Origin of the sequence: Patiriisocius marinus (assembly GCF_008974325.1) — a bacterium.
Taxonomy (GTDB): domain Bacteria; phylum Bacteroidota; class Bacteroidia; order Flavobacteriales; family Flavobacteriaceae; genus Patiriisocius; species Patiriisocius marinus.
Genome location: NZ_BKCG01000002.1, coordinates 171,611 through 184,534 on the forward strand (window position 1 = coordinate 171,611; position 12,924 = coordinate 184,534).

13 protein-coding genes are annotated in these 12,924 nt (G+C 32.5%); 1 reads left to right on the forward strand and 12 read right to left on the reverse strand.

From position 1 onward, the window contains the following. Positions 1–3 precede the first annotated feature (3 nt). The 5 genes from GBH57_RS05795 to GBH57_RS05815 all read right to left on the reverse strand — a co-directional run bounded on the left by GBH57_RS05795 (position 4) and on the right by GBH57_RS05815 (position 3,400). Complete coding sequence (locus GBH57_RS05795; RefSeq protein ID WP_151673134.1) at positions 4–651, reverse strand: DUF8845 family protein; 648 nt, start codon at positions 649–651, stop codon at positions 4–6. A gap of 4 nt (positions 652–655) precedes the next feature. Further along, the gene (locus tag GBH57_RS05800; RefSeq protein WP_151673135.1) at positions 656–1,150 is read right to left on the reverse strand and encodes an RNA polymerase sigma factor; all 495 of its coding nucleotides are present in this window, start codon (positions 1,148–1,150) and stop codon (positions 656–658) included. A 62-nt stretch (positions 1,151–1,212) separates the two neighbouring features. After that, positions 1,213–1,608, reverse strand: a complete 396-nt coding sequence (locus GBH57_RS05805; RefSeq protein ID WP_151673136.1) for a hypothetical protein — start codon at positions 1,606–1,608, stop codon at positions 1,213–1,215. Positions 1,609–1,673: 65 nt separating this feature from the next. Further along, entirely contained in the window at positions 1,674–2,807 is a 1,134-nt protein-coding gene (locus GBH57_RS05810; RefSeq protein ID WP_151673137.1) for an adenylate/guanylate cyclase domain-containing protein, read from the reverse strand. Next, on the reverse strand, positions 2,807–3,400 hold the full coding sequence (locus tag GBH57_RS05815) for a YdeI/OmpD-associated family protein (RefSeq protein WP_151673138.1): 594 nt from the start codon (positions 3,398–3,400) through the stop codon (positions 2,807–2,809). Before GBH57_RS05815 ends, GBH57_RS05810 begins: the two co-directional genes overlap by 1 nt. A 181-nt stretch (positions 3,401–3,581) precedes the next feature. Between GBH57_RS05815 and GBH57_RS05820 the strand changes: the two genes are divergently transcribed. Further along, positions 3,582–4,892 carry a DEAD/DEAH box helicase gene (locus tag GBH57_RS05820; protein ID WP_151673139.1) on the forward strand — a complete coding sequence of 437 codons (1,311 nt, stop codon included), beginning with the start codon at positions 3,582–3,584 and terminating at the stop codon, positions 4,890–4,892. A 75-nt stretch (positions 4,893–4,967) separates the two neighbouring features. Here the strand turns inward: GBH57_RS05820 and GBH57_RS05825 are convergent, their stop codons facing one another. The 7 genes from GBH57_RS05825 to GBH57_RS05855 form a co-directional block, all read right to left on the reverse strand. Beyond that, positions 4,968–5,327, reverse strand: coding sequence for a diacylglycerol kinase (locus GBH57_RS05825; protein ID WP_151673140.1), 360 nt, complete (start codon positions 5,325–5,327; stop codon positions 4,968–4,970). Beyond that, entirely contained in the window at positions 5,327–5,827 is a 501-nt protein-coding gene (tpx, locus tag GBH57_RS05830; RefSeq protein WP_151673141.1) for a thiol peroxidase, read from the reverse strand. Before tpx ends, GBH57_RS05825 begins: the two co-directional genes overlap by 1 nt. Positions 5,828–5,838: 11 nt before the next feature. Continuing rightward, on the reverse strand, positions 5,839–7,323 hold the full coding sequence (gene nhaC / locus GBH57_RS05835) for a Na+/H+ antiporter NhaC (RefSeq protein WP_151673142.1): 1,485 nt from the start codon (positions 7,321–7,323) through the stop codon (positions 5,839–5,841). Positions 7,324–7,657: 334 nt separating this feature from the next. Further along, positions 7,658–10,474 carry a gluzincin family metallopeptidase gene (locus GBH57_RS05840; RefSeq protein ID WP_151673143.1) on the reverse strand — a complete coding sequence of 939 codons (2,817 nt, stop codon included), beginning with the start codon at positions 10,472–10,474 and terminating at the stop codon, positions 7,658–7,660. Continuing rightward, positions 10,471–11,709 carry a T9SS type A sorting domain-containing protein gene (locus GBH57_RS05845; RefSeq protein ID WP_151673144.1) on the reverse strand — a complete coding sequence of 413 codons (1,239 nt, stop codon included), beginning with the start codon at positions 11,707–11,709 and terminating at the stop codon, positions 10,471–10,473. The genes GBH57_RS05840 and GBH57_RS05845 overlap by 4 nt, the downstream gene beginning before the upstream one ends. Before the next feature lie 19 nt (positions 11,710–11,728). Further along, the gene (locus GBH57_RS05850) at positions 11,729–12,418 is read right to left on the reverse strand and encodes an LOG family protein (protein ID WP_151673145.1); all 690 of its coding nucleotides are present in this window, start codon (positions 12,416–12,418) and stop codon (positions 11,729–11,731) included. A 92-nt stretch (positions 12,419–12,510) separates the two neighbouring features. After that, entirely contained in the window at positions 12,511–12,885 is a 375-nt protein-coding gene (locus GBH57_RS05855; protein WP_151673146.1) for a DUF3703 domain-containing protein, read from the reverse strand. Positions 12,886–12,924 lie beyond the last annotated feature (39 nt).

The following is a 12,924-nucleotide window of genomic DNA, read 5'->3' on the forward strand; positions in this document are numbered from 1 at the left end:
TGCTTACTCTTCCATTTTTTCAAGCTCTGTGTAATTGTATTTAAGTCGTTTTAATAGAATCCCATATATAATACGATATAGAACTAAAATAAAAGCAATAAGTACTATGCCAACTACTAAAAATGACACAAATAATACTGGGAAAAAATTCTCTGGTGGTAAAGCAGCATAGCCTTCATTCCCTTTAGAGATTAGTGAGTATAATTCTTCCTTATTAGCATAAAAGTATAGGTTTACAAAAATGAGGACTAATGCAGTTCCTGCAACATTATAAATTACAAAATACTTTACGGTTTTTCTAGTTTTTAAAATATTGCGCATCAATGTTTTTACAGTGTCTGTTACTTGAATGTTTTTCCAATTCAGATAAAATAGTACTAAGAATACGGCAATAATAACATAGTGGAAAATATAAATTACATTCAAAATACTTTGTAGTCCTATGTTTTGTATAAGTGCTTTATTTGTTTCAGGCGTTAATAATCCAAGTACAATCCAAAATAATATTTCGGCAATACTTATTACAAAAATCCACTTCACAATAGAAGACGATTTTTTAAGGATCATTTTATAAATATCCTTGTATGACACAGCAGGGAACTCCTGTTCGCGTTCTTGCCATTTAGCTTTTAATAATTCTAATTCATCCATAGTATTACGGATTAAGTATTTTTCTTAATTTTCCTTTAATGCGGTTCATTTTAACTCTCGCATTTACTTCGCTAATACCCAATGTTTCTGAAATTTCGCGGTAATTTTTATCCTCTAAATAGAGAAAGACAAGTGCTTTGTCTACATCATTTAATCCTTTTACAGCTGAGTACATTAACTTTAGTTGTTCCTCAACGGTATCGTCATAAGCTTCTGCCGAAATTTTAAAACTAACCCCTTCAAAATCCTGTGTTTTAACACGTCGCTTGCTTTTTCTATAAAGCGTTATTGCTGTATTTAGAGCAACACGATACATCCAAGTACTAAACTTAGAGTCACCTCTAAATTTAGGAAATGCACGCCATAACTGAATTGTGATTTCCTGAAACAAATCATTGTGCGCATCGCTGTCGTTTGTGTATAAACGACAAATTTTATGTACAATGTTTTGGTTTTCCTCAAGTTGAGTCACAAAACTATGTTCGAGTTCTTTATTCAAGGTTTGTTGATGTTAGCTATGGCATTAGTAGCCCAATTTATAATATTGTTACAACATTTTTATTATTGTTCAATTTTTACTGGAATTGCATTTCCAGAATAGATACTTTGACCGCCTACTTCGTCAATATTGATATCAAGATTATCATTAGTTTCAATACTTTTTAGGTTTACTTTAAGCTCGTCATAACTATCTATACTTTTAATGTTTACATTGAGCTCATCATACGTGCTAATATCTACAATACGAACATCCATGGTGTTTACATCACTAATTTTTACAAGCCTATAATTATCTAAATCTGTAATTTCTTCTGAAATATTACTTCGAGAAATACGTTCCTTTTCATTGCCATTTGCATAAGCACTTGGAAGTAATTGATAATTTTGTAAAACTGTTAAAGTAAGTGCAATTGCTATTATTGTCAAAATTGTTTTAGTGTACATATCTGTTTTCATACGTTGAAATTTTAATGAATTACATATTGTTTATTATCAGTATTGTATTTTAAAAGCCGAATTTTTTAAAGGGTAGTACCTTCTCTTTTTGTATTTCTTTGGTAGGTAACTAATTTCATCTCATCAGCTTTTCCTCGTAGTTTTTCTGTACCTAAATCAATACGTTTAACTCCTGAAGGAAGTTTTATTTGTAAATCTGCAAATTCTTTAGAGGCAAGTATTCCTACTTCAAGTTCATTACAAAGTGCTTGTATTCGCGAAGCTGTGTTTAAAACATCTCCAGAGAAAACAATTTCGCGTTTAATTTGGCCTATTTCACCTACCATCACATTTCCGTAGTGATATCCTACTTTAAACTTAGGATAAAAACCGTATCGATCTATATATCGTTGTTTTTTCTGATTGATAATTTTACGCATACTGTAATAACATTGTATCGCGTTTCCAGATTTTAATCCCTGTTTCATTTTCCAAGAAATTACAACTTCATCACCTACATACTGGTACACTTCTCCTCGGGTTTGTACAATAGCAGGAGCAATGTCTCTAAAAAAATCTTTCAAAAAATTGAAGTATTTTTCTTCCTCTAATATTTCGGCTATGCTAGTGGCATTTTTAATATCAGCAAACATAAAAATACGGCGTTCTTGTTTAGGTCTAAAGTATCTTCCCATCAAATAATCTGGGAATACTCCTGGCCCATATTTATCATTTACCATTAAAATAATTAATGTAACAACCACTATAATAAGCCACAAAAAGAAGTTTTTTATAAAAATCCATTCAGTAAAAAACGGACCTATTTGCTCTAACACTTCATAGTTGAGTATACTTACTCCAAGTTCTTCACTGTAATAGTATAAAGCTCCAGCAAAACTAATTACTAATGCTGCAACGGTATAAGCGACAATAATTTGTAATAAAGCTCTCGGAAAAACATATTTTCGTAGCCATTGTTCCATTAAATTAACGGTAATTATACCTCCTATGAGGCCTGCCATTACACAAACTATCAAGTTAGCTACAAATGCTTGTTTAAAATCGTATGCACTAGTAAGTACCTTATTAGCATAAAGTGTGTAGTAGTCATAGAAAAACATAATGTTTGAAATTGTCACCCAAGATATAAATATCCAGATGGCTCTTCTTGCGTAAAACTTTAATTGTCTTCCTGTGTAGCGAGTAAACTTAAAGCTCATTAGCAATTTTTGTATTTGTCGTTAAGTCCTTTTCCGTCAAGTATTAATGGAATGATTTTTTTTATTCTACGTAGTTTTGTAGCTTCTTGTTTAGCCATGAGTATATGTTCCATGTACTCATTTCGTTTTCCCGGACTTAATAATTTAAATGCGGTTGATAAAGCTGAATTTTTCAATAATTCATTATTTAAATAAGATGAATTTACGGCTTCTTTCTTTTTAGGTTTTAGCTCTATACCCGCTTTTTGATTTTCAATAGCTTCAAGTACATACGCTTTCAATACATTGTAATTAATAGTTTCTCCTTCTAGTATTTTCCAATGACGAAGCGCTTTAGCGGTACTTTTTTCGGCTAAAACTAGTTTGTTGTATGGGTCTTTTAAAAATACACCTTGATGAAACCAAATGCCTAAATGTTTTTTAAATCCCACCATCCCAACAATATTTTTATTTTGAAATGTATAAATAGGAGCACCCCATTTTAGGTCTTCTGTAAGTTCGGTGCTGTTAAATACTTTACGAATGGCTATCATTTCTGCTTGCCACTTTTCTTGTTTTTTAATGAAGTTATCAACTTTTATATTAGAGGACATGGGTAAATGGTTTTCATTGAGTAAGGTACTAATTTTAAATAAAAGTATTAAAAGGCATTGGCTATATGTAGGGAACGAATTGGCAAGTTTTTAACGAACTTGTAGCGTAATAATAATGATTAATGATAAGAATATTTCGGCTAAATTCAAATTCCGAATTACAACAGAGTATCTTTGCAAGATGATTACAAATAAAAAAAATCAAGCAGGAATTTTATCTAAGCTTGGAATTGAAAGATTAAACCCGATGCAGGAGGAAGCTAAATTAGCAATCCACGCCAGTAATGAGGTTATTTTATTATCACCAACAGGTACTGGGAAAACGCTAGCTTTTTTATTGCCACTTATTAATGAGCTTGATGTAGAAATTCAAGAAATCCAAACAATTATTATTGTTCCTTCACGTGAGTTAGCAATACAAATTGAGCAGGTTTTTAGAGAAATGGGTTCTGGATACAAAGTAAATGCTGTGTATGGTGGCCGGTCTGCATCTAAGGATAGAATTGAAATTAATCACAGGCCAGCAGTTTTAGTGGGAACTCCAGGGCGTATTGCAGATCATTTAAGACGTGAAGAGTTTTCAACAGAGTATCTTAAAACGTTAGTGCTGGATGAGTTTGATAAATCGCTAGAAGTAGGTTTTGAAGCCGAAATGAGCGAAATAATAATGCTTTTGCCAAATATTGAAAAAAGGATTTTAACTTCAGCTACGCAAGGAGTTGAAATTCCGAAGTTTGTAGGATTAGTAAATCCTGTGACAATTGATTATTTAGCTGATGCTATTAATAGTTTAGATTTAAAAATAGTTGAATCTGCTTCTAATGATAAATTAGATACTTTAGTAGATTTAATAGCACATTGCGGTTCTAAAAACGGAATTGTATTCTGTAATTTTAAAGATTCTATTCAGCGTGTGAGTGATTACTTAACCGTACATAAAATATCTCATGGAATTTTTCAAGGAGGTTTAGAGCAAAAAGAACGTGAAAGAGCCTTGTTAAAATTTAGAAACGGTACACACCAGTTGTTGCTTTCCACAGATCTTGCAGCAAGAGGTATTGATGTTCCAGAAATTGACTTTATTGTACATTATCATTTACCGTTTAAAGCAGAGGAATTTACACACCGTAATGGACGTACAGCACGTATGAATAGTAACGGAAGTGCTTATGTTTTAAAAGGCGCTAAGGAGCAATTGCCAGATTTTATTGGGAACCTACCCATTCAAAAATTAGAAAAGGCAAGATTACCAAAACCTTCACCGTGGAGTACATTATTTATATCTGGTGGAAGAAAAGATAAAATCTCTAAAGGAGATATTGCAGGTTTGTTTTTTAAGCAAGGAAATCTTTCTAAAGATGAAATAGGTATTATTGAATTAAAAGTAGACTGTGCATTTATATCGGTTAAAACTAAAGTGCTTTCAGAATTAATTCCTAAAGTGAATAATGTACGATTGAAGAAAAAGAAAGTAAGAGTTTACGAGATATAGTACACTATATAATTTCATAAAATAAAAAAGCCATACTATTTAAATAGTATGGCTTTTTTTAATGTGGGTGTTTTTTTAAAATTTAGGGATATATATAATGCAAGCTATAATAACAGCTCCTATTGCAGCGAAAAAAACAGCTCCTGCGGCAACATCTTTTATGTATCCTATTTTACTGTGATATTCAGGGTGTACAAAATTTGCTATTTCTTCAACAGCAGTGTTTAAACCTTCAGCAGCCATAACTATTGAAATAGCTAAAATTTGGAAAACCCATTCAGTACTTGAAATATCAAACACAAATCCAGCAATGGTAATACCTATTGCTATAATTATTTGAACCTGTATACTAGCTTCGTTTTTAATGAGTTTCCAAGCACCAATGCTTGCATATTTACAACCCATTAGTCGTTTGCCAATAAATGAATTCCGCATTATTTTAAAGCGTTTAATGCAGTTTCATAATCTGGTTCTTGTCCTATTTCAGGAACTTGTTCCTCGTAAATAATTTTGTCCTTTTCATCAAGTACTATTACAACGCGTGAGTGCAAGTCTGCAAAAGGACCATCGTTAATCATTAGTCCGTAGGTTGAACCAAAATTACCATTTTTAAAATCACTTAGCATTTCAACATTTTCAAGACCTTCAGCAGCACAAAAACGTGCTTGTGCAAAGGGTAAGTCTCTAGAAATACAAAGTACTTTAGTATTGTCTAAAGCAGCAGCTTCAGTATTAAATTTTCTTGCTGATGCCGCACAAACTCCGGTGTCAACACTTGGGAATATGTTTAAAATTTTTCTAAACCCTTTGTAATCTTTTAAGTGTTTTATAGATAAATCTGCTGCACTTAATTCAAATTCTGGTGCGGTTGTATTGTTTTGTGGAAGTTCTCCATTTGTTGTTACTGGATTTCCTCCTAAAGTTATGTTTGCCATTAGATTATAGTTTAGTTTGTTGCGATTTCTTTATTTCGTAACATTTTTATTTTTAGATTTAGTGCTGCAAATAGTAGTGTCATAAACGGGCTAAGCCAATTGAAAATTGCGTATAAAAAATATTCGGCAACGCCTACACCAAGCACGCCACTTTGATACGCTCCACAAGTATTCCAAGGTATTAGTACAGATGTAACTGTACCAGAATCTTCTAAAGTTCTTGAAAGGTTTTCAGGAGCTAAGCCCTTGTCTTCGTATGCTTTTTTAAACATTTTTCCAGGAATAACAATTGCCAAGTATTGGTCACTTGCAATAGTGTTTAACCCTAAACAACTAATTACAGTAGTGGCAAAGAGACCAAAAACTGACGAAGCCATTGTTAGTAGCGCTTTTGTAATTTTTGCTAAGGCACCAATACCATCCATAATTCCACCAAAAACCATCGCACAGATAATTAAAAGTATAGTCCATAGCATACCAATCATACCACCAGCACTAAACAAATCGTTTAGTTTTTCATTTTCAGTTGTAATTGCTGTATCAGTGAAAATGGCTTTCACAATCGCACTTAGTTTTGAGTCTGCAATTCCAGCTAAAATTTCTGGTTGAAATATGAAAGAGAAAACTGCTGCTGCAATAACACCAGCCGCCAAAGCAACTAGTGGTTTTGTTTTAGTTACAATTAAAGCAATTACAATTAGTGGTACAGCAAAAAGCCAAGGTGTAATATTAAATGTATGGTCAATCGTTGCTAATAAACCTGTTATATCTGCATCACCTGTAGTTTCAATATTTGCACTTATAATACCGAATACAATTAAAGTAATAACAATTGTTGGTACTGTGGTTAATGCCATATAACGTATGTGCGTAAATAAATCTGTTCCTGCCATTGCAGGCGCAAGGTTAGTAGTATCACTTAATGGCGACATTTTATCTCCAAAATAAGCGCCAGAAATAACCGCTCCTGCAATCATACCCGGATTGATACCTAAAGCAGTTCCAATTCCAACTAAAGCAATACCTACTGTAGCTGATGTTGTCCAAGAGCTTCCTGTTGCTATTGAAATTATTGCAGCAATAATAACTGATGCAGGAAGGAAAATTTCAGGACTTAATACTTGTAAGCCATAATATACCATTGCCGGAATAATACCACTAACGAGCCAAGTTCCTGCGAGCGCGCCTACAAGAAGTAAAATCATTACTGGAATAAAAATACTTTTTAGGTTCTCCCAAACTTCAGCAACCATAGTGCTTACGCCAACTTTATTATAAAAACCAACTATTGCAGCAACACCACCACCCATTAGTAAAATGAGTTGATTTGTATAAGCACCCAACCATTCTTGCCCTTCAACGAAAAAGATATTAAAAGCTAAAAGCCCCATTAAAATAACCACAGGAATTAAAGCTTCCCAAATGGACAAGTCTTTGTTGTCTATAATGTGTTGGTTTTCAATATCAATCTCACTTAAGTTGTCGTGTTCTTTCATAATAACAGCTAATATTTACATTGGTTTTCTAAAGAAAAACAAGATTTTTACAGCGAGAAATGTAACCCTCGAAATAATGCATAGTTTTTCTGAAATAACGCTTTATGACGAATTAATCGCAGGTTAATTATTTCATACTGTAATGTTACGATTTTGTAAAATGGTTTGCAAATCCTGAGGAATGAGAATTTCAGAAAAATGCTAAAAAGAATAACTTTTATTAAGATTAATGAATTTCAAACAAGGGAATTCAATCTTATAATTAAGAATTAAATGTATAAAGTATATTCTGAAACATTAATGCCTTTAAAATTTCGGCTTTATACAATGGAAGTTAATACCACTCACGAGTAAACAATCCTAAAAGAGTTTTAGGGGAAAGTGTAATGGTAAATCTAATTTTTTCATCATAATTAGGCATTCCTGGTTCCCAACCCAATGATGAATACATAGGGAAATATAACTCAAAATAATCTTGAACTAAGTTAACTCTAATTCCAGTGTCAAAAACAGCCTTAGTTCCGGATTGAGTATTGTTCACTAAACCAACATCGCCATAGGCTAAAATCCAACGCCAAATCGTAGTGCTCGCATTAACTGTTGTAATCCAATTATTAGCAAATGATGGCTCTAATTGAGACTTAAAACCTCCTTCCGCAACAATTAATTGCTGGCTAAATATACCCGTATCTTCACTGCGTCCATAATAAGTATAGTCAAAAAGATAATCGGTTGGGCGATCTAACGAGTAACTGAAAAAGTCTTCACCTTCTCGGGAATCATTAAAGAGAAATACTCCTGCAAAAGCCCGAACGTTTAATTGACGGTTGTTAACAAATAACTTTCTGTAATCGAATGTTGCTGAAATTTTACTGAATTTTGATGAAATTTGATAATCAACAACACCTCTGTAATAGTTAATTAAATTAGGGTTATTATAAACGTAAGATGCATTAAAAACACTATAATTAGGTTCCTGATTAGGATCGTTTGGGTTTTCGTCGCGGTACACATTTACATTTCGTAAATTAATATATTGCTTTTCGTTATTTCTCAAATCTTCATTTCTAAAAGCAAAAGTTATATATGGCGTAAGGCGTCGATAAAATAAATTTTCGTCGTAGCTGTAATAACTTCCACTAACACCATACCGCATGGCATTTAGTTTACCGTGTTCTTTTTGGTCTGTAAATTGAATATTACCATTTCCAATAATCTTTTTAGAACGATAACCAAATTGCGGTTCTAATTTATAATGGATTTGTTTAGGCAATAGGGTTTTGTTGTACAATTTCATTCCAGTTGTAAAACCATCATATAAATTGTATTCAAAAATTGGCATAAAAAACAACTGATTATAACGATGATCTTGCGCATCTTGAAACAATCTAAATTGAACAGGTCTATTTAAAATACCACCAATTCTTTTAGTGTTGTTTCTACGGTTGAACTCTGTAATATGTCCTTCCTGATTTAGTTCAATTTTTTTAACACCTTCAGCAGGAATTCTAACAATTGCAATACTATCAATAGGTAAGGTCCAGTTTTTAAATAATAGGCTGTCATTTTTTGAGCTAGCGTAAATAGATACAGGCAATTTAGTATTGCGCTTATTTAAAATTTTTAACTCTAGTGAATCACCTTTCTTTTTAACTTTTTTAAGTTTGAAATCTACAGTTGAGCGTTCCTTAACATAGTCATTAAAAAACCAATCTACAGGTAAATCACTTGTTTCTTCAATTACATTTTTAAAATCTGAACTAGTAACTGGTTTTAATGAATAACGCTCGTAAAACGTTTTAATTGATTGATTTAAGGAGCTGTCAGTTAAAAAATCGTCAAGATATTCTAACCCTTTTCCGCCGTAGTAACTATTCGCAATATTTTTATTAAACTTAATAAGTGAATCCTTAGGAGTAGCAAGTGATTGATGAATGTTGTTACGCGCCATATTTAAATATAGCAATGAATACTGATCGTTAAACTCTAAGTCTGAAACGTGCGCCCAATTTATTATCCAGAAATTACTTAAGCTTCCTAAAATTTTCATATTAGGATAATAGGTATCCACATATTGAATCATTAAATTAATTTGAATAGCACCAATTAACCAGCTGTCATTTCGAGGGTGGAGTAGTAGCGTATTTTCTAAATACTCTCTGCTCATCGTTTTTAGTTGTGCCAAATCATATTCAAAACCATTAGGGAATGGGCTTAAAAAATTTGGTAATTGGTTTAATCCATAAACAGGATTGTTACGGTTGTCTTCATCGCTAACAATAATTTTTTCGTGAGGATATTTCCCAAGTTTTGAATCTAGAAAATGAACTACTCTATCGGTTAATAATGCTCTGTTTTCAGGAATTACTTTTCGTTGGTAAATATTTGTAACGACTTCAACTTTATCAGTTATTATTGATTCAAAACGTTTTGCAACTGATAGAAATAGGGTTGCTTTTACTCTGTCTTTTCCTTCAAAAGTAAAGGTGTTAAATCCATTAAGAGTTTCATAATGGACTTCATTTAAATTAGAAGCAGGAATAAATTTAGTTGGTGCTGTAATTTTTATTCTGAAATTTGAAGGGTTCAAATAAAGATCTTCTACATTTTTATTACTATAAGCTTGCCATCCGTTATTATATACTGCAGGTGATAAATACCAATATCGTAATTTATAGTTACCATCATTGTCTACTCCATATCCTGTAAATTTATCATCAGCGACTTTTACAGTATAATTAAACTTAATAATATAAGTGTCTCCAGGTTTAAGTGGAGTGGAGGGTACTACTTTTAAAATATCTACCGCAGTACCATGACTTGTATTTAGTACTTGATTATTTTTTCCTGTTACAGATAAAATATCAGTTCTACCTCTTTTAGCATCATTTTCAAAATGGAACTTACTGTCATAATTTTCAGCAAAGCGTATGCCTAATGGCGTTTTTTTATTACTAAAGCTATTTGCCCAATCATTAAAATAAAGAGTATCTAAAATAACCTCAGTATTGTTTTTAAAAGCAACTTGTTGCGCTATTGTGAGTATATGATTTTCTGGATCGAGGGAAGCCTCAATCGTAATATCGTGTTGTGCGTTTAAATTTATGGCGCAAACCAATAATAATGTTAATATGTAGTTTATTTTTATCAATGAGTCTTCACAAAATTTAAGGTTTGAGGAGAAGACTGTGTTGTTTTTAAATAGTAAATTCCGTCAGCGATTCCTGAAATATCAAACACTTGACGAGATTGATTGTTCAATTCTAAAGTTGTTATTTTTTGACCAAGTGTATTAAAAACTAAAATTTCAGAAGTAAATAAATGAGAAGGGACTTTTAGGTCTAGTCTAGAATTTACAATAGTTCTTACTAATCTTAATTCATTCTCTGTTTGATTTGTAGTAACATCCAGTACTATTTCTTTGTTAGTTTCTAGTGTCATAACAACAGGTAGATGATCACTCATATTGTAAATATTATTACGTAATTCCTGACTAAAAGAACCTGTACAATCTGCACTATTAACATCATTATTATAACAGTTTCCATTGTTTCCATAAGCGAAATATGTATCAGGTACGTAGCGTAGTTTAGGATTTGTCTGCATATTTTGTGACATCATTATAAAATCGAATCTATCGTCCATTCCTCCTCCAGCTCCGGCACCAAAACCACCAGAGCTAACACGAGTACTTTGAGTATGTACAGCCTGGAAAGATTCATTATTCCAAGTTCCTGAAACATCAATGGGGTCTACCATTACAACATTATTTGTAGGATCAAGTATTTCTTGATATGCAACTTCAGTAGCTCTGTAAACATTAAAATCTCCAGCAAAAAGTACAAATGCATTAGGGTCTAACGTTTCTAAACTTGTTGTGAATTCCTGTACCATACTTAATCGTAAATTTTGATTTGCAGTACCTTGACTCGATTTTAAGTGAGCTACATATGCTTCAATAATAACAGGATCAACAGCGGCATCTGCAGTATTAAGTTGTAAAGTGTAGTGATTAATATCGCGAACCGTTGTTTGTAAAACTTCAGTATTTAACAATGTAAATTTGTCTCTTTTCCAGTAGATTAGTTGTTGTAATTCCGCAGGTCCAGAACCATTAGCTATAAATTGAGCCGCATCATATTCAAGACCTTCACTATTAAGTGATTCATTTAAAACGATATCTGCTCCATCTTGGTTTTGTACTTCACAAATCATAAAAATATCTGGCTCGTAGGTGTCGAGAATATTTTTTAGAATTGTTCCTCTGCCTCCAGGGGATGCTTCAGGAAATTCTAATAAATTATAGAACATCGTTTTAATTGTTTCTTGTGCAGAAACATTAAAACTCATACATAAACCTAGGAATAATAGAACAAATGATTTCATAATTAAATGGAGATAATGATTAAAAGTTAGGGCTGTGGTTGTACTTATTATAGAAGCTATTTAAAATTTCTAGAACCTCATCCTCAGTATCAACAACGTGAACAAGGTCTAAATCTTTTGGGCTAATGTTCTGATTCTCTTCTAACAAAGTAGTTTTAATCCACTCCATTAATCCGCCCCAGAATTTTCTTCCCACTAATATTAATGGGAATTTATCAATTTTATGAGTTTGTATTAATGTGAAAGCTTCAAAAAACTCATCGAGAGTTCCCATACCACCTGGCATTACTACAAATCCTTGAGAGTATTTTACAAACATTACTTTACGAACAAAAAAGTAATCAAAGTCAATACTTTTATCACTATCAATATATGGGTTGTCATGTTGTTCAAAAGGCAGTGTAATGTTCAAACCTACAGATGTTCCACCGGCAAGATGTGCCCCTTTATTACCTGCTTCCATAATTCCTGGACCACCACCTGTAATAACTCCATAACCGTTTTCAGTTATTTTTTTAGCAATACTTTCAGCTAGTAAATAATATTTGTGGTCTGGTTTTGTACGTGCAGAACCAAAAATGGAAACACATGGCCCAATACGGCTCATTTTTTCGTAGCCATTTACAAACTCTCCCATGATCTTAAAAATCGCCCATGAGTCGTTCGTTTTTACTTGATTCCAGTTTTTAGGTGTTAATTCGTTTCTCATAATTTATGTAATCTTTTTTAGGTATTGCTACAAGCATTGACCTATGTATTTTTTAATTAACCGAAATATAACATCGGTTTTATATTTTGTGATTAAGCATTCACTCCAGTCTTTATAAATATTTCTTGCAATTGTGCATCTATAGGAAATGGTTTTAAAGGCGGAACATTGGCTCCTCCAGGATTCCCAACGGGAATTTTCCCTACAAACGATTTAACCCCTCCAAAAATTAAACGAGGTATTTGCCCAATAATTTCTTTGCTGCTCTTTATCTTAAACCCAAACTGCAACATTTTCCAGTGAACTAGTGTATGCGCGTAAGGATATTTTTGCCCTATAATGTGAGCTCGTTCTAAGTGATTCCAAGCAGTTGTTAAATTATTACTAGCATATTCATTTTCGAATAAATCTAATTCGCCAGTGAAATAAGGCTTTAAAGCTTTAGGAAGTGTTGTGTAAAATTTCATATAGTTTTATATATAAGTAACTAAAGTTTCAAGTTTTTG